14 protein-coding genes and 2 pseudogenes are annotated in these 18,028 nt (G+C 64.2%); 7 read left to right on the plus strand and 9 right to left on the minus strand.

What is annotated here, in order from left to right; all coding sequences use genetic code 11:
• Nucleotides 1–37: 37 nt before the first annotated feature.
• From ACVIGA_RS36250 to ACVIGA_RS36265, 4 genes are all read right to left on the minus strand, one after another.
• On the minus strand, nt 38–712 hold the full coding sequence (locus ACVIGA_RS36250; RefSeq protein ID WP_456669778.1) for a peroxiredoxin-like family protein: 675 nt from the start codon (nt 710–712) through the stop codon (nt 38–40).
• Between the two features lie 165 nt (nt 713–877).
• A complete protein-coding gene (locus ACVIGA_RS36255) occupies nt 878–1,756 on the minus strand; it encodes a LysR family transcriptional regulator (protein WP_456669779.1) in 879 nt (292 codons plus the stop codon).
• Nucleotides 1,757–1,852: 96 nt separating this feature from the next.
• Nucleotides 1,853–2,779, minus strand: a complete 927-nt coding sequence (locus tag ACVIGA_RS36260; RefSeq protein ID WP_456669780.1) for a response regulator — start codon at nt 2,777–2,779, stop codon at nt 1,853–1,855.
• Nucleotides 2,769–6,137 (minus strand): hybrid sensor histidine kinase/response regulator, encoded by a 3,369-nt coding sequence (locus ACVIGA_RS36265; protein ID WP_456669781.1) that lies wholly within the window; start codon nt 6,135–6,137, stop codon nt 2,769–2,771. The genes ACVIGA_RS36260 and ACVIGA_RS36265 overlap by 11 nt, the downstream gene beginning before the upstream one ends.
• Before the next feature lie 168 nt (nt 6,138–6,305).
• On the opposite strand from ACVIGA_RS36265, the gene urtA reads away from it, so the two are divergent.
• The 7 genes and pseudogenes from urtA (at nt 6,306) to ACVIGA_RS36300 (ending at nt 13,006) form a co-directional block, all read left to right on the plus strand.
• Nucleotides 6,306–7,568: an urea ABC transporter substrate-binding protein gene (gene urtA, locus ACVIGA_RS36270; protein ID WP_050400067.1), complete on the plus strand. Its 1,263-nt coding sequence runs from the start codon at nt 6,306–6,308 to the stop codon at nt 7,566–7,568.
• A gap of 121 nt (nt 7,569–7,689) precedes the next feature.
• On the plus strand, nt 7,690–8,616 hold the full coding sequence (urtB, locus tag ACVIGA_RS36275) for an urea ABC transporter permease subunit UrtB (protein WP_456670966.1): 927 nt from the start codon (nt 7,690–7,692) through the stop codon (nt 8,614–8,616).
• A 17-nt stretch (nt 8,617–8,633) separates the two neighbouring features.
• Nucleotides 8,634–9,770 carry an urea ABC transporter permease subunit UrtC gene (gene urtC / locus ACVIGA_RS36280; RefSeq protein WP_375780126.1) on the plus strand — a complete coding sequence of 379 codons (1,137 nt, stop codon included), beginning with the start codon at nt 8,634–8,636 and terminating at the stop codon, nt 9,768–9,770.
• A gap of 12 nt (nt 9,771–9,782) precedes the next feature.
• Nucleotides 9,783–10,539: pseudogene (gene urtD / locus ACVIGA_RS36285) on the plus strand (urea ABC transporter ATP-binding protein UrtD).
• Nucleotides 10,540–10,551: 12 nt separating this feature from the next.
• Entirely contained in the window at nt 10,552–11,241 is a 690-nt protein-coding gene (gene urtE / locus ACVIGA_RS36290) for an urea ABC transporter ATP-binding subunit UrtE (RefSeq protein WP_456669782.1), read from the plus strand.
• Between the two features lie 87 nt (nt 11,242–11,328).
• Nucleotides 11,329–12,558 (plus strand): formamidase, encoded by a 1,230-nt coding sequence (gene fmdA / locus ACVIGA_RS36295; protein ID WP_456669783.1) that lies wholly within the window; start codon nt 11,329–11,331, stop codon nt 12,556–12,558.
• 100 nt (nt 12,559–12,658) lie between these two features.
• Entirely contained in the window at nt 12,659–13,006 is a 348-nt protein-coding gene (locus tag ACVIGA_RS36300) for an FmdB family zinc ribbon protein (protein ID WP_456669784.1), read from the plus strand.
• A gap of 181 nt (nt 13,007–13,187) precedes the next feature.
• Here ACVIGA_RS36300 and ACVIGA_RS36305 read toward each other — a convergent pair whose 3' ends face one another.
• From ACVIGA_RS36305 to ACVIGA_RS36325, 5 genes and pseudogenes are all read right to left on the minus strand, one after another.
• Nucleotides 13,188–13,973 (minus strand): ABC transporter ATP-binding protein, encoded by a 786-nt coding sequence (locus tag ACVIGA_RS36305; protein ID WP_375780129.1) that lies wholly within the window; start codon nt 13,971–13,973, stop codon nt 13,188–13,190.
• Nucleotides 13,970–14,743 (minus strand): ABC transporter permease, encoded by a 774-nt coding sequence (locus tag ACVIGA_RS36310; protein WP_456669785.1) that lies wholly within the window; start codon nt 14,741–14,743, stop codon nt 13,970–13,972. Before ACVIGA_RS36310 ends, ACVIGA_RS36305 begins: the two co-directional genes overlap by 4 nt.
• Nucleotides 14,744–14,821: 78 nt before the next feature.
• Nucleotides 14,822–15,766: an ABC transporter substrate-binding protein gene (locus ACVIGA_RS36315; protein WP_456669786.1), complete on the minus strand. Its 945-nt coding sequence runs from the start codon at nt 15,764–15,766 to the stop codon at nt 14,822–14,824.
• Between the two features lie 132 nt (nt 15,767–15,898).
• A complete protein-coding gene (gene hutC / locus ACVIGA_RS36320) occupies nt 15,899–16,642 on the minus strand; it encodes a histidine utilization repressor (RefSeq protein WP_223968635.1) in 744 nt (247 codons plus the stop codon).
• Nucleotides 16,639–17,998 (minus strand): annotated as a pseudogene (locus ACVIGA_RS36325) (formimidoylglutamate deiminase). The gene hutC and the pseudogene ACVIGA_RS36325 overlap by 4 nt, the downstream one beginning before the upstream one ends.
• Between the last annotated feature and the right edge of the window lie 30 nt (nt 17,999–18,028).

Below are 18,028 nucleotides of genomic sequence, written 5' to 3' on the forward strand. Positions count from 1 at the left end.
GCCGATGGGAGATCGCCACCGGCCGCTCTGCGCACTGTCATGCCCTCACGGCGGCGGCCTGCTGGAGAACTGCGATCATGTCCTCGGGCTCCGGGCGGCGGGTATAGTCGGGGTTCACCTCCGAGTAGAGGATCACGCCGTCCTGTCCGATGACGTAGCGGGCCGGTATCGGCAGCGTCCAGCTCGGATCGTCGTTGAAGGTCGGCAGATCGTTCTTCAGCTGCTTGTAGAGCTCGACCAGATAGTCGGGCAGATGGAAGCGCAGTCCGAAAGCGTCGCCGATCTGGCCCTTCGCGTCGGACAGGATCGGGAACGAGAGCTTGTTCTGGCGCACCGACTTCCGGCTGTTCGGCGCGGTCTGCGGCGAGATCGCGATCAGCGACGCGCCATATTTGTCGAATTCCGGCTTGGCGGCCTCCAGCGCCTGCAGCTCCATGTTGCAATACGGGCACCAGACGCCGCGGTAGAAGCTGAGCACCAGCGGGCCGCGCTTCAACAGGTCGGCCGAGTTGACGATATTGCCGTCGGGATCCCGGAGCGAGAAGGCAGGGGCGACATCGCCCGCCTTTTTGGCGCGCTGGGCCGCACCGGACGCGATCAGCTCCGCGGTGGCGCGGTGCATGATCTCGATGACGGCTGGCGGAACGTTGTAGGGCGGCTTTCCGGCCTCGAAATCGGCCTTGAAAGCGTCGAGCTTGGCTTGCAGCGACATGGCGGTTCTCCTTGGCTTCTGCGTGGTGGACGGCAGCGCCGTCCGTTTGTTGAAATCACTCGCAGGAAGCTAAAGCAGATGGCCGCGCAGGGTAGCGCTGCCGCTGGACTAGCGCTTATTCCTGACTGGAATAGGCGCGAACCGCTTCAACCGGCGGATCACGCGTCATGCATTGAAGCTGCGCTCGAAGAAGTTCACGAATGCGCGGGCCTTGGCGGTCGCGGCGCGCCCGGTCGGAAGCACGGCCCAGAGATCGAGCGCGGGGAGGCTCCATTCCGGCAGGACCGCACGCACAGCGCCCGCTTGGAGTTCGGGGGTGAACATCCACTCCGAGGCGATCGCGAGCCCGGCATCGGCGAGCACCGCAGCCCGGACGCCTTCGGCCGCGGTGACCCGCAACCGGCTCCGCACCGTGACGGCGAGTTCCGTGCTCTCGCGCTGAAACGACCACACGCTGCCCTCGCGGAGATAAACGACGGCCTGGTGCCGGCTCAGTTCGCTCGGCGTGGCCGGCGTGCCGACGCGGTCGAAATAGGCCGGCGTACCCAGCACGAGGCGCTTGCATCTCGCGACGCGGCGCGCGGTCAGCGTCGAATCCAGCATCTTGCCCATCCGGAGCGCGACGTCGATGCCTTCCTTCACGAGATCGATCTGGCGGTCGTCGAGCACGACTTCGAGCTCCAGCTCCGGATGCTGCGCGAGAAACTTCGGCAGCATCGGAATGAGATGGATGCGGGCGAAGGTGACGGCGGCGCAGATCCGCAATCGGCCCTTGAGGCCCGCACCCGCGCCGCGTGCCGCGATCTCGGCCTCGGCCGCCTCTTCAAGCGCGCGCCTGGCGCGCTCGAGATAGCTGAGCCCTGCTTCGGTCGGGGTGAGCCCATGGGTCGACCGCGTGAGCAGCTTGACCCCGAGAAATTCCTCGAGCTGCGCGACTGATTTCGAAACCGCCGGCTGGCCGACCCGGAGCTGTCGCGCCGCCCCGGAGAACGAGCCGGTCTCGACCACCCGCACGAATGTCTCCATCGCCGCCAGACGATCCATGGCTATTCTCCACAGGAATGAGCGATCATGCCCATCCTGTCACGGTCCGAGGCGATTGGCCATTTCCGGGCGCGCGTCGGCAGAGGAGACGGCAGGCTACGACTTGCGATGCCTGGCGTTGACCGCGATCGCGGCGGCGGCGGTGCGGTTCTCGACGCCGAGCTTGGCGTAGATCTGCTCGAGGTGCTTGTCGACGGTGCGCGGGCTCAAGCCCAGGATCTGCGCGATGTCGCGGTTGGTCTTGCCCTTGGAGAGCCAGGACAGCACCTCGCCTTCGCGGGTGGTCAGGCCGAGCTCGCTGGAGAACTCGGCCGGCATGTCGCCGCTGGTGTCCTTGGCCAGCCGCAGCAGGAATTCGTTGGGCCCGAGCTTGCCCATGAATTGCAGCCGAAGCTGCTCGCTGCCGGGGAATGACGCCACGGCGGCGGTCTTCGCTCCGGCCTTGCCTTTCTGAGCCTGGTCTAGCCATTGCGGCATGGGCTCCGGCAGCACGAAATTGTCGGCGGCGTCGGCGAGCGTATCCGACAACAGTCTTTGTGCCTGCGGCGTCGCCCACAGCAGCGCGCCTGAACTGTTGACTGCGAGCAGATAGCGGCCGGAGACGTCGAGCGCGGCGCGGGCGCTCTGGGTCATCCGCGCATTGGCGAGATGCACCCGGATGCGCGCGAGCATCTCCTCGACCACGATCGGCTTGGTGACATAGTCGACGCCGCCGGCCTCCAGCCCGCGCACGATGTGCTCGGTTTCGGCCAGCCCCGTCATGAAGATGATCGGCACCCCGTCGAGACCGGCGTCGCGCTTCAGCCGCCGGCAGGTCTCGAACCCGTCCATGCCGGGCATCACGGCATCGAGCAGCACGATGTCGGGGGTGATCTGGTCGACGATGCGCATCGCCGAGGCGCCGTCGAGCGCGACCATCACGGTCATGCCGGCGCCGTCGAGCGCGTCGGTCAGCAGGCGCAACGTCTCGGGCGAGTCGTCGACGACGAGCGCGACGTCGCGCTTTCGCTGTTCAATGGTCATAGCTGTGCAATGTTTTCAACGTCGCCATATATTGATCAAGGTCGAACCGGTCGATCAGTGTGCGCATCTGGCCGACGAAATCGGCATGTTCGGGACATTCGTTGCCGATCTCGTCGAGCTTGAGCTGGATCGCCCTGATATAGCCGAGTTGACCGAGGCTGATCAGCTCTTCGACATATTTCACCGGTGGGCGCGAACCCGTGTCGGGCTTCCACTGCGGGGGTGGAATCTGCTCGGCCTCATATTGCCACTCGATCTTGAGCAGCTGGCGGATGCTCTCGAGCAGCCGCGGAATGTCGATCGGCTTCATCAAATAGCCGTCGTGGAACGGTTGCGCCAGCGGCGCGCCGTGGGCCTCCAGCGCGCTTGCCGAGATCATCAGGATGCGGGCCTGGTGATGGCCTTCGGAGCGCAAGGTCTCGGCGACCGTCCAGCCGTCCATGCCCGCCATCGAGATATCGAGCAGGAACATGTCCGGCCGGCAATGCTGCGCGAGGGCCAGGCAGCCCGGCCCGTCCGGTGCGCTGAGCAGGATGAAGCCGAGCGGCGCCAGGATCTCGCGCAGCAGGTCGCGGTGGGTCGGGTCATCGTCGGTGATCAGGATCGTCTTGCGCGGGCCGTGATAGCCGTACACCGGAGCGTCGACCGGCGCATCGCGGCGTGGATTGGTGACTTCGGACAGCAGCAGCTTGACGCGGAAGGTGCTGCCGGTGCCGACCGTGCTCAAGACCTTGATGTCGCCACCCATCACACCCGCGAGCAGGCGGCTGATGGTGAGGCCCAGCCCGGTGCCGGTCTGCGGCTGGCTGACGCCGAGCGCGCCGCGCTCGAACGGGGCGAAGATCCGCTCGAGATCGTCGGGCTGGATGCCTGGCCCGGTATCGATCACCTCGAACTCGGCGACCGGGCTGCGATAATGCACCACGAACTGCACCTTGCCGGATTGCGTGAACTTGATCGCATTCGAGAGCAGGTTGATCAGGATCTGCCGCAGCCGCTTCTCGTCTGCATAGACCACGACGGGCAGCACCGCCGGCCGCCTGAACACGAAGTCGATGCCTTTTGCAGCAGCTTGCAGGCGGAACATGCCGACCAGCTGCTCGAGGAAATCGTTCAGCCGCACCTCGTCGCGCGAAAGATAGAGGCGGCCGGCCTCGATCTTGGAGATATCGAGAATGCCGTCGATCAGACCCGACAGATGATCGGCGCTGCGGCGGACCACGCGCACTTGCCCGCGTGGCCGCACCGGGAGGCTGTCGTCCTGCTCCAGCAGCTGCGCGTAGCCGGAGATCGCATTCAGCGGCGAGCGAAGCTCGTGGCTGAGGCCGACGACGTATCGGCTCTTGGCGAGATTGGCGGCCTCGGCGACTTCCTTGGCGCGCTGCAATTCGGCATCGGTGCGCTTGTGGGCGTCGATCTCCTGGATCAGCAGCGTGGTCTGCCGGCGTGTTTCGTCTTCGGCAGCGCGCCGGCTCTGTTGCGCCAGCACGAACAGCCAGGCGACGACGCCGATGATCAGGGTCAGCGCAAAGAACACCTTCCACAGCACGTCGGCCAATAGCTCGTTGGCATGCACGGCCGCGGTGGTCTGCAGATAGATCAGGCCGAGCACCAGCGCCACGAGGCCGGCCGAGACGGCGAACACGCCGAGGTAATGTCCGAGCTGCGAATTGATGCGGGCGTAGATCGGCTGCGGCATCACCTTGCCCAGCGCGTCCGAGACCTGTGCGCCGATCCGCCCATGCGGCTTGCAGAGGTCGTGGCAGCGGGCGTCGAGCGAGCAGCACAATGAGCAGATCGGGCCGGCATAGGCCGGACAGGAGGCCATGTCTTCGGGCTCGAAGGCATGCTCGCAGATACAGCACTGGATCGATTCAAGGTTCTGCCAGCTCCGCTTCGGCTTGCGTGCGATGTAATACTTTCCGTCGGTCGCCCACGCAATCAGCGGAGCGGTGATGAAGGCCACCGCGAGCGCGACGAAGGCGGACAGCGCCTTCGCGGTCGGGCCGAACAGGCCGTAGAACGCGCTGATCGAGACCACGGTCGCAATCGTCATCGCGCCCACGCCGACCGGATTGATGTCGCAGAGGTGGGCGCGCTTGAACTCGATATGCTGTGGCCGCAAGCCGAGCGGCTTGTTGATGACGAGATCGGCGACCAGCGCGCCGACCCAGGCGATCGCGACGTTGGAGTAGAGCGCCAGCGTCTGCTCCAGCGCCTTGTAGACGCCGATTTCCATCAACAGCAGCGCGACCACGACGTTGAACACCAGCCACACCACGCGGCCGGGATGCGAATGGGTGAGGCGGGAAAAGAAGTTCGACCAGGCGATCGAGCCGGCATAGGCATTGGTGACGTTGATCTTGACCTGCGACAGGATCACGAAGGTCCCGGTCAGCGCCATCGCGAGATCCGGCTGGGACAGCACGTAGCGGAAGGCTTCCAGATACATGTTCGCGGGTTCGGCCGCATGCTCGGCCGAGACGCCGTGGCTGAGCGCGAAGAAGGCCAGGAACGAGCCGGCCAGCAGCTTGAGCGCGCCGAGCACGATCCAGCCTGGACCGGCGCTGAGCAATGCGATCCACCAGGCCTTTCGCGAGGTGCGGCGGTCGCGCGGCAGGAAGCGCAGGAAGTCGACCTGCTCGCCGATCTGCGCCACCAGCGCAAACACGACGGAGGCCGCCGTGCCGAACAGCAGGAGATCGAGGTTGCCCGCGGGATCGCCGTGCTCGCCGGCGAACTTGCGCCACTCGGTGAACGAATGTGGATTGGCCCAGGCGATCGCCGCAAACGGCATGATGTGGAGGACCACCCACAGCGGCTGGGTCCAGAGCTGAAAGCGGCTGATCAGCGTGATGCCGTAGACGACCAGCGGAATGATCACGACCGCGCTGATCAGGTAGCCGATCGGCCGCGGGATGCCGAAGCACATGTCGAGCGCGCTGGCCAGGATCACGGCCTCGATCGCGAAGAAGATGAAGGTGAAGGAGGCGTAGATCAGCGAGGTGATGGTCGAGCCGATATAGCCGAAGCCGGCGCCGCGGGTCAGCAGGTCGATGTCGATGCCGCTTTTCGCGGCATGGTAGGCGATCGGCAGTCCGCAGAGGAAGATGATGACGCTGACGACCAGGATCGCCGCGGAGGCGTTGATCGCGCCGTAGTTCAGCGTGATGGTGCCGCCGATCGCCTCCAGTGCGAGGAAGGAGATCGCGCCGAGCGCGGTGTTGGCGACGCGGGCGGCGGACCAGCGCCGCGCGCTCTTGGCGGTGAAGCGCAGCGCGTAGTCTTCCAGCGTCTGGTTGGCGACCCATTGATTGTATTGGCGCCTGACGCGGTCTATCCGCTGCCGCCCTGCCACTCGCTTTAACTCCTGGTCCACGATGCTTTGATCGCGGGCAAATCCCGTACCAAAAACCTACGTCGCTATTTTGCGGTGCAGTATACGCGATCTCACGTATCAGTGCGCTGCACAAAAGTGAGCAATCCTCGCCCGATCAATAAGCGTTCTCGAACCAATGGGGTGCTCATGTCAGACGAAACCAAACCAGGCCTGAAGTCTCCGCTCCGGCGCAAGCTCTTGATGGGAATGGCGGCTTTGCCGGCTGTTTCGATGCTGGGCCGTCCCGCTTTTGCCGACGTTCCTGCAACCTCCGCGGTCAACACCACGGGTCTTGCAGTCACCGATAGCGAAGTCACGGTCGGTATCCTGCATTCGGTGACCGGCACCATGGCGATCTCCGAGACCGGATCGGTCGAGGCCGAGAAGCTGGCGATCGAGCAGATCAACGCCGCCGGCGGCGTGCTTGGCCGCAAGATCAAGTTCATCCAGGAAGACGGCGCGAGCGACTGGCCGACCTTCGCGGAAAAGGCGAAGAAGCTCCTGGTCAACGACAAATGCGCGGCCGTGATGGGCTGCTGGACCTCGGCCTCGCGCAAGGCGGTGCTGCCGGTGTTCGAGCAGTACAACGGCATGCTGTACTACCCGACCTTCTACGAAGGCCTCGAGCAGTCAAAGAATGTCATCTACACCGGCCAGGAGGCGACGCAGCAGATCATCGCCGGCCTCGACTGGGTCAACAAGACCAAGGGCGCCAAGAGCTTCTATCTGCTCGGCTCGGACTACATCTGGCCGCGCACCTCGAACAAGATCGCGCGCAAGCACATCGAGAACCATCTGCAGGGCTGCAAGGTGGTCGGTGAGGAGTACTTCCCGCTCGGCTCGACCCAGTTCAACTCGGTGATCAACAAGATCAAGCTGACCAAGCCTGACGTGATCTACGCGATCATCGTCGGCGGCTCCAACGTCGCGTTCTACAAGCAGCTCAAGGCGGCCGGCATCGACCTGTCGAAGCAGACGCTGCTGACGATCTCGGTCACCGAGGACGAGATCGACGGCATCGGCGGCGAGAACATCGCCGGCGCCTATGCCTGCATGAAATACTTCCAGTCGCTCGACAATCCGAACAACAAGGCCTTCGTGCCCGCCTTCAAGAAGATGTGGGGCGAGAAGACCGTGATCGGCGACGTCACGCAGGCTGCGTACCTCGGCCCGTGGCTGTGGAAGTTGACGGTGGAGAAGGCGGGCTCCTTCGACATCGACAAGATCGCGGCGGCGTCGCCCGGCGTCGAATTCAAGGGCGCGCCGGAAGGCTACGTCCGGATCCACGAGAACCATCATCTGTGGTCGAAGACCCGCGTCGGGCGCGCCAAGGCCGACGGCCAGTATGAGCTGATCTACGAGACCGCGGATCTCGTCGAGCCGGATCCGTTCCCCAAGGGCTACCAGTGAGTTCTGGCGCTTAAAGCGCAACCTCACTTCAACGCATCGCGGCGTGGACGTCATCGTCCACGCCACGGAACGAGCGTCGCTTGACCGGCGGCGCGTGCCCTTTGGAATGACGGAGGACCAGATGTTCGGCGACTATTCGATCAGCGATCTCGGCGCCATCCTTGCGATGCAGGGATTTGCCGGGCTCATCCTGTTCTCCGTCTATGTGCTGATGGCGCTGGGGCTTGCCATCATCTTCGGCCAGATGGGCGTCATCAACATGGCGCACGGCGAGTTCATGATCCTGGGCGCCTACGTCACCTGGATGACGTCGAACGCCGTGCAGCACGTCGCGCCCTGGCTGTTCCCCGGTTACTTCTTCATCGCCATGATCCTGGCGTTCATCGCCTCCGGCGCGCTCGGCATGCTGGTCGAATGGGCGCTGATACGCCATCTCTACAAGCGTCCGCTCGATACGCTGCTGGCGACCTGGGGTCTCAGCCTGATCCTGCAGCAGGCCTATCGCTCGATCTTCGGCGCGCGCGAAGTCGGCGTCGAGCTGCCGGAATGGATGATGGGCTCCTGGCAGGCGACCGACTCGATCCAGATCCCCATCAACGGCATGTTCGTGATGGCGCTGACCATCCTGATCACGATCGCGGTCGCCTACGTGCTGTTCCGGTCGAGCTGGGGCAAGCAGGTGCGCGCGGTGGTGCAGAACCGCGTGATGGCGGGCGCCGTCGGCATCAACACCGAGAAGGTCGATCGCTACACCTTTGGCCTCGGCTGCGGCATCGCCGGGATCGCGGGCTCGGCCTTCACCATGATCGGCTCGACCGGGCCGACCGCCGGCCAGCTCTACATCGTCGACACCTTCCTGGTCGTCGTGTTCGGCGGCGCGGCCTCGCTGTTCGGCACCATCGCCTCCGCCTTCTCGATCTCACAGACCCAGTCGACGCTGGAATTCTTCCTGTCGGGATCGATGGCCAAGGTGATCACGCTGCTCACGATCGTCGCGATCCTGATGGTGCGTCCGCAGGGGCTCTTCGCGCTCAAGGTCCGCAAATAAGAACAAGCAGGCAGGTCATGGTCATCAACTCGCGCTTTTTCAATCGCTCCGAACTGCTCGGCTTCCTTGCGCTCGCGGTGCTGCTACTTCTCATCCTGCCGCTGTCGCTGGATATCTTCCGCCTCAATTTGGTCGCCAAATATCTGACCTACGCCTTCGTCGGGATCGGCCTCGTGCTATGCTGGGGCTATGGCGGCATCCTGAGCCTGGGGCAGGGCGTGTTCTTCGGCCTCGGCGGCTACTGCATGGCGATGTACCTCAAGCTCGAAGCGTCCTCGGTCGCGAACACCAAGATCCAGTCGACGCCGGGCATCCCGGACTTCATGGACTGGAACCAGATCACGCAGCTTCCGCTGTTCTGGAAGCCATTCCACAGCTTTCCGGTCACGGTGCTGGCGATCCTGCTGGTTCCCGCGTTGTTCGCGCTGATCATCGGCGCCGCGATGTTCAAGCGCCGGGTCGGCGGCGTGTACTTTGCGATCATCACGCAAGCGATCGCGGCGATCCTCACCATCCTGATCGTCGGGCAGCAGGGCTACACCGGCGGCATCAATGGCATCACCGACTTGCGTACGCTGCACGGCTGGGACATCCGCACCGATCACGCCAAGTTCATTCTGTATTTCGTCGAGGTTGTGCTGCTGTTCGGATGCATCGTTGCCGCGCAATTCATCCGGCTGACAAAACTCGGGCGCATCCTGGTGGCGATGAGGGAGCAGGAGGATCGCGTGCGCTTCTCCGGTTACAGCGTCGCCAATTTCAAGATCTTCGCGTTCTGTGCCGCGGCGGTGTTCGCGGCGATCGGCGGCGCCATGTTCACGCTCGAGGTCGGCTTCATGTCGCCGTCCTTCGTCGGCATCGTGCCGTCGATCGAGATGGTGATCTACACCGCGGTCGGCGGCCGGATGTCGATCTTCGGCGCAGTTTGGGGCGCGCTGCTGGTCAACTTCGCCAAGACCAGCCTCTCGGAATCGTTCCCGCAGCTCTGGCTGTTCGGCCTCGGCGCACTGTTCATCGCGGTCGTGCTGGCCTTCCCGAACGGGCTTTCCGGCATCTGGGCGGATCATATCCAGCCCCGCATCGATCGCCTGTTCGCATCACGCAAATCGAAATCGGCGGCCGGCCTGATCGCCGACGGCGCACCGGCCGAGTGAGGAGGGACCATCATGCTCGTCGGCCATCAGCCCAAGGATTTCCTGCTCGCGGTCTCCGGACTTACCGTGTCCTTTGACGGCTTCAAGGCGGTCAACGATCTCTCCTTCTATGTCGAGGAGAACGAGATTCGCGTCATCATCGGCCCGAACGGCGCCGGCAAGACCACCGTGCTCGATCTGATCTGCGGCAAGACCCGGGCCACTTCAGGCTCGATCCAGTTCCGCGGCCAGGAGCTGACGCGACTGCGCGAGAACGAGATCGTGCAGGCCGGGGTCGGGCGCAAGTTCCAGACCGCCATCGGTATTTGAGGATCTCACCGTGTTCGAGAACCTCGAGATTTCCTACCCGCGCGGGCGCACCGTGTTCGGCTCGCTGACCTTCCAGCGCGACGACGCGGTCAAGCAGCGGGTCGAGGAGGTCGCCGAGATGATCTTCCTGAAGGACCGCCTCAACACCTATGCCGACCAGCTCAGCCATGGCCAAAAGCAGTGGCTCGAGATCGGCATGCTGCTGATTCAGGACCCGGACCTCCTGATGCTGGACGAGCCCGTCGCCGGCATGAGCGTCTCGGAGCGCGCCAAGACCGCCGAGCTGCTGAACCGCATCATCAAGGACCGTTCGGTGCTGGTGATCGAGCACGACATGAAATTCGTCGAGGACATCGCGCACAAGGTGACGGTGCTGCACCAGGGACAGATCCTGTCCGAGGGGACGATGGAGCACGTCAAGAACGATCCCAAGGTGATCGAAGTCTATCTGGGGCACTGAGGAACTGGAACGATGCTGGCAATCAATGATCTTCACGTCGCCTACGGCCAGAGCGAGGTGCTGCACGGCCTCAACGTTTCGGTCGCGCCCAACGAGATCGTTGCGATCATGGGCCGCAACGGCATGGGCAAGACTACGCTGATGAAATCGCTGATGGGCATCCTGCCGGCCAAGAGCGGCAAGGTGACCATGGACGGCACCGAGCTCGGCGCGATGAAGAGCTACGAGCGGGTGGCGAAGGGGCTCGCCTACGTGCCGCAAGGACGCATGATCTTCTCCACCATGACGGTGAAGGAGAATATCGAAACCGGGCTCGTGGTGTCGGGCGGCTCCGAGGTGCCCGGCGACATCTACGAGCTGTTCCCGGTGCTGCTCGAGATGAAGGGCCGCCGCGGTGGCAATCTTTCGGGCGGGCAGCAGCAGCAGCTCGCGATTGCCCGCGCGCTTGCGACCAAGCCCAAGGTGCTGCTGCTGGACGAGCCGACCGAAGGCATCCAGCCGTCGATCATCAAGGACATGGCGCGCACCCTGAAACGGATCCGCGATGAGCGCGGGCTGTCGATCGTCGTCTCCGAGCAGGTCCTGAGTTTTGCGCTCGACATCGCTGACCGCGTGCTCGTCATTGAGAACGGCGAGATCGTCCGCGACGAGCCGCGCGCCAGCGTCGATGCCGCGCAAATCTCCAAATACCTGTCCGTCTAACCGAGCGTGATCCGGAAAAGTGTGAAGCGGTTTTCCGACCAGATCACGCTCAAACATTTAACCATGTAAACTAAGGGGAGCATCTCGATGCCTGATACACTGATCAAGGTCGATCTCAGCAAGTCGGCCTATGAAAACGACAAGATTCACAACCGCTGGCATCCCGAGGTTCCGATCGTCGAGTGGGTCAGCCCCGGCGACGACTTCATCATCGAGACCGTCGACTGGACCGGCGGCTTCATCAAGAACAACGATTCCGCCGATGACGTGCGCGACATCGATCTGTCGATCGTGCACTTCCTTTCGGGTCCGATCGGCGTCAAGGGCGCCGAGCCCGGCGACCTCCTGGTCGTCGACCTGCTCGACGTCGGTCCCTTGAAGGAGAGCCTGTGGGGCTTCAACGGCTTCTTCTCCAAGCAGAATGGCGGCGGCTTCCTCACCGACCATTTCCCGCTGGCGCAGAAGTCGATCTGGGACATCAAGGGTCTCTACACCTCGTCGCGTCACATCCCCGGCGTGAACTTCGCCGGCCTGATCCATCCCGGCCTGATCGGCTGTCTGCCCGACGCCAAGATGCTGGCGGCCTGGAACAAGCGCGAAGCCGAACTGATCGCGACCAACCCGACGCGCGTGCCGGGCCTCGCCAATCCGCCGTTCGCGCCGACCGCGCATGCCGGCCAGGCCAAGGGTGACGTCAAGGCCAAGATCGGTCTTGAGGGCGCCCGCACCGTGCCGCCGCGCGAGCATGGCGGCAATTGCGACATCAAGGATCTCTCGCGCGGATCGAAGATCTACTTCCCGGTCTATGTGCCGGGCGGCGGGCTTTCGATGGGCGACCTGCATTTCAGCCAGGGCGACGGCGAGATCACCTTCTGCGGCGCCATCGAGATGGCCGGCTGGCTGCACATCAAGGTCGACATCATCAAGGACGGCGTTTCGAAATACGGCATCAAGAATCCCGTGTTCAAGCCGTCGCCGATCACGCCGAACTACAAGGACTACCTGATCTTCGAGGGCATCTCGGTCGACGAGGCCGGCAAGCAGCACTATCTCGACGTCCACATCGCCTATCGCCAGGCCTGCCTCAACGCGATCGAGTATCTGAAGAAGTTCGGCTACTCCGGCGCCCAGGCCTATTCGATCCTCGGCACCGCGCCGTGCCAGGGCCACATCTCCGGCGTCGTCGACGTGCCCAACGCCTGCGCTACGCTGTGGCTGCCGACCGAGATCTTCGACTTCGACATCATGCCGTCGTCGGCCGGACCGATCAAACACATCGAGGGCGACGTGCAGATGCCGATCTCGCCCGACAAGTGATCCTTTAAGTGATCCCTGCGCGAAGGGTGCGGGACGGCTGCGTATTGGCCGCCCCGCATCCGCCGCCAGACGTCAAACACGACTGCGCAAGGATACGAAAATGCCGATCTACGAATATCTCTGCAACGATTGCGGCCCCTTCACCGACATGCGGCCGATGGCGGAATGCGACCTGCCGCAGGACTGCCCGCAATGCGAGGCGACGTCGCCGCGCGTGATCCTCACCGCCCCGGCGTTCTTCTGCATGCCCTCGGACAAGCGCAAGGCGCACGCCACCAACGAGCAGAGCCGGCACGCGCCGAAGACGCTCGATCAGTACAAGGCCGCGCACGGCCCGGGCTGCGGCTGCTGCTCCACGGACAAGAAGAAGCCGGCACGGCTGATGACCAAGACTAAGAGCGGCGCCAAGGGTTTTCCGACCGCGCGTCCCTGGATGATCAGCCACTGACGGGGCAGCCAATCGTCGGTTTCCTCAAACTGGCGCTGTTTCGTCATGGCCGGGCTTGTCCCGGCCATCCACGTCTTTCTTGCCCGATTGAAGCAAAGACGTGGATGCCCGGCACAAGGCCGGGTATGACGGAGCTAGTTAAGAAATCTCGATGTCATTGCTCGCATTTCGAAACACGCTCTCAGGCCTGTTCGGCGACCTTCAGGGCCTCGGTGCGGATCTCCTCGACTAGGCGCTCCTTCAGCGCGACGAATTCGGGCGTGGTCTTGATCTTGTAGGAGCGCGGATGCGGCAGGTCGACCGCGATCTCGGCCTTGATGCGGCCGGGACGCGCGCTCATCACGATGACGCGGCTGCCGAGGAAGATCGCCTCCTCGATGTCGTGGGTGACGAACAGCACCGTCTTCTGGTCGCGCTCCCAGATCCCGAGCAGCATCTCCTGCATCAGTGCCCGCGTCTGGTTGTCGAGTGCACCGAACGGCTCGTCGAGCAGCAGGATCTTCGGATCGTTGGCCAGCGCCCGGGCGATCGCGGTGCGCTGCTGCATGCCGCCCGACAGCTGCTTCGGCCAGTGGTTCTCGAAGCCGGATAGCCCGACCCGGCGGATGAACGCGTCGGCGATGTCATGGCGCCCTTGTTGCGGAACGCCGCGCTCGCGCAGGCCGAAGGCGATATTCTCCCGCACGGTCAGCCACGGAAACAGCGTGTAGGACTGAAACACCATGCCGCGATCGGCGCCGGGGCCGGTGACCTCGCGGCCGTCGAGCGTGACGCGTCCGCTGGTCGGCCGGTCGAGCCCGGCGATGATCCGGAGCAGGGTGGATTTTCCGCAGCCGGACGGCCCAAGGATGGTGACGAAGTCGTTGTCACCGACGTCGAGCGTGGTCGGCTCGAGCGCCCTTGTCGGCGCGTTGCCCGCGCGGGCCGGGAAGGTTCGCGAAACCTGATCGATCCTGAGCGCGGTCATGCGAGCTTCCACGGGAACAGCCAGGCGTTGAACGCCTTGAACAGGAAATCGGAGACCAGGCCGATCAGCCCGATGACGATGATGCCGAAGATAATCTGGCCGGTGTTGAGCAGCGCCTGGCTGTCGGTGATCATGTGTCCGATGCCGGACGACGAGCCGATCAGTTCGGCCACAATGACGTAGGTCCAGGCCCAGCCCAGCACCAGCCTCAGGATCTCGGCGATCTCGGGCGCGGCTGAGGGAAGCAGCACGCGGCGGATGACACCGCTGTCGCGGGCGCCGAGCGTGTAGGCGGCTTCGACCAGGTCGCGCCGTGTGGCACCCACCGTGACGGCCACCATCAGGATGATCTGGAACACAGCGCCGATGAAGATCACCAGCAGCTTCTGCAATTCGCCGATGCCAGCCCACAGGATCAACAGTGGGATGAAGGCGGATGCCGGCAGATAGCGCGCAAAGGAGACGAAGGGCTCGAGAAAGGCCTCGACCGGCTTGTACGCTCCCATCAGCACGCCGAGCGGCACTGCGATGACGGCGGCAAGGGCAAAGCCGCCGATGACGCGCCAGATCGTCATTCCGATGTCGAACAGGAAGCCTTGCTTGGCGAGCAGCTCATAGCCTTCCTGCACCATGGTGAGCGGGTTGGCGAGGAATGTCTTCGACACATGGCCGCCGAACGTCGCCCAGGACCAGAGGGCGACGAACAGCACGAAGAAGGCGAGGCCGTAGACCACGCGTTGCTTCGATGTTGTGGGCTCGAGGGGACGCATCAATTTGTCCAGGCGTATCTCATGCGCCGGTCCCGCTCGCTTTGCCGCGAGGCGGGACCGGCCGAAATGATGGCTATATTACTTGATGAAGCTGGCGTCGTAGATGTCTTCAACCTTCGGCGCGGCCTTGATGATGCCGACCTCGAGCAGGAGCTCCGCGGCGTCCTTGTTGAAGCTGAGGAAGTCGCCGGCGAAGAATGTCTGGTTGGCGGCCTTGTCCTGCCAACGCAGGTACTTTGCCGAGTTGCCGAACTGCTCGCCGGATTGCTTCACGTCGGCGCCCATGATCTCATAGGCCTTGGCTTGATCCTTGGCGATCATGTCGAGCGCCTCGAAATAGCTATTGGCCAGCGCCTGGGCCGCCTTCGGATTGTCGGTCAGGAATTTCGGCGTGCAGCCGAACGTATCCATTACGATCGGATAGTCGAGCGTGGTGGCGATGATCTTGCCCTTGTCCGGGGCGGCGCGCACCGTCGACAGATAGGGCTCGTAGGTCATCGCGGCGTCGTTCTGGCCGGAGACGAAAGCCTGCGCCGCGGCGGCGGGTTCCAGATTGACCACGGTGACGTCCTTCACCGTGAGGCCGTTCTTCTTCAGCATCCAGGCCAGCGCGAAATAGGGCGAGGTGCCGGGCGCCGATGCCGCGACGGTCTTGCCCTTCAGGTCCTTGATCGCGGCGACGTCGTTGCGCACGGCCATGCCGTCGGCGCCATAGCTCTTGTCGAGCTGGAAGATCTGCTTGGTCGCGACGCCATTGGCGTTCCAGGAGATCCAGGTCTCCACCGTCGTCGCCGCGCACTGGATGTCGCCCGAAGCGATCGCGAGATGCCGGTCCTTCTGCGGGATCTTCTTCAAGGTCACGTCGAGGCCGTTCTTCTTGAAGATGCCGGCCTCCTTGGCGAGCGTCAGCGGCGCGAAGCCGGTCCATCCGGAGATGCCGACGCCGATCTTGACGTCATCCGCGAACGCGGCGGTGGACGCGAGCAGAGCTGCAATTGCGGGCAATAGCTTGAACGAACGCATGATTGTCGACCCCTTGAACGATGGATAGAACCCTGTTGATTTCTTCGTCAGTCGCGGCGGATTGCCGCATCAGAAAGGTTGGCGGATGGTGGCCCATGATGCATTGCATGAAATATACCGCGCAAGGCGTCCTCAGCCTCCCTTGAAGCGAGCCACCAGGCGGTGCGTCTCGCCCGGATAATGCAGCCGCACCGCGGTCACTGTGCGTGCGCTGCGCCAGGTGTAGCGATCGATCACGAGGCAAGGCGCGCCGACCGCGATGCCGAGCGCCTTCGCCGTGCGATCGTCCGCGACAACCGCGCTGATCGTATGTTCGGCCTCGGTCCACGGCACGTGATGCAGCAGCCATGATCCCGGCGGCTCGCGCGCAAAGTCGGCCGTCGCGGCCTCCGGAACCGTGGAGAGATCGATCAGCCTGTCTTCGACCGCAAACGGCACATTGTCGGCACTGTGCCGGCAGGCGATCGCGATCACCTTGCCGGCCGTGCTCACCCCGAGCCGGGCACGATCGGCCGCTGTCGCGGTGCGTCGCCGGCAATCGATCAGCTGATAGCCGTAGCTGCGGCCGAGTGCCGTGATCTCGGCGCGCATGTCGGCAATCTTGAGCACCGCCGACAGATGCTGCGGGCGGCGTACGAATGAGCCGGCGCGCCGCCGCCGCTCGATCAAGTCGGCCTGCGCCAGTTCCGACAGCGCCTTGTTCACCGTCATGCGCGAGCAGCGATAGCGCGCCATCAACTGGTGCTCGAACGGGATGCGGTGGCCCGGGGGCCATTCGCCGGTCAGGATCCGCGTCTCGATATCGAGCCTGATCCGCTTGTAGAGCGTCGGCTTGCTGCTTGCACCCGGTTTGGCCCGTTCGGAGGCGAGGCTCATGCGACGAGCCTCCGGACGCTCGCATTGAACCGCTCGCGCGCCTTGTCGCGCAACCTGTGCCGTCCGCCAACGACCAGCTTGTGGCCGCCGGCCCAGACGCAATCGATCCCATCGCTTCCGGACGCAAACAGCCAGCCGTCGAGCACGGCATCGCCCGACCGTCCCGCCAGGGATGGGTGAGCGGTATCCAGGGTGACGATATCGGCGCGTGCGCCGGGCGTGAGCCCCGCATTGGTCTGCGCCAGCGCTTGCGTGCCGCCGGCGAGCGCGTGGTCGAACAGGACGCGGCCGGTGGATGCACCCGGACGCCCGGAGAGCACATTGCGCTCGCGGTGCATCAGGCGCTGGCCGTATTCGAGTTGGCGAAGTTCGTCGGCGACCCCGACCAGCACGTTGGAATCCGTTCCGATGCCGAACCGGCCGGCCGGCGGCAAGGAATTCGCGCGCCGAAAAGATGCCGTCGCCGAGGCTTGCTTCGGTCACCGGGCAGAGGCCGGCAACCGCGCCGCTTCCGGCGAGCGCAGCGACTTCCCTTTCCGTCATGTGGGTCGCGTGAATCAGGCACCAGCGTCGATTGACGGGCGCGTTTTCCAGCAGCCATTCCACCGGCCGCTGCCCCGACCAGGCCATGCAATCCTCCACCTCACGCACCTGTTCGGCGGCGTGGATGTGGATCGGGTCGGTGCCGGCAAGCGGAATGATCGCCGCAAGCTCGTCGGGCGCCACTGCGCGAAGGCTGTGCGGGGCGATGCCGATGTTGGCGCCGGGCAGTTTTCGGATCGCCTCGCGCGAGGCAGTCATCAGCGTGGCGAACCGATCGACCGAGCAGATGAAGCGACGCTGCCCGGCGTGCGGCGCTGCGCCGCCGAAAGTGCCGTGGGCATAGAAACTCGGCAGCAGCGTAAGCCCGATGCCGGAGGCCTCAGTTGCCTCCGCAATACGCACGGCCATCTCAGCCGGATTGGCGTAAGGCGAGCCGTCGCGATCATGATGGAGATAGTGAAACTCACCGACGCGCGTAAAGCCGCGCTCGAGCATCTCGACATAGAGCAGGGTCGCAACGGCTGCGACGTCGTCGGGTGTCATCGTCAGCGCAAAGCGGTACATCGTCTCGCGCCAGGTCCAGAACGTATCGGTGCTGTCGCCGCGCAGTTCGGCAAGGCCGGCCATGCCGCGCTGAAACGCGTGGCTGTGCAGGCTCGCCAGTCCCGGAACTGCCAATTGGTGACGCTCATCTCCGGCGGCGGGGGCCACGCCTGCCGTCACCGAGATGATCGCGCCGTCGGCGACCACGACCTGCACGTCATTGGCCCAGCCCGAAGGCAGCAGCGCGAATGCGAAATGCAGTCGTGTCATTTTTCCATGCCGGCTGGACAGAACCGGCAC

The sequence above is a fragment of the Bradyrhizobium sp. USDA 3240 genome (genome assembly GCF_054063295.1).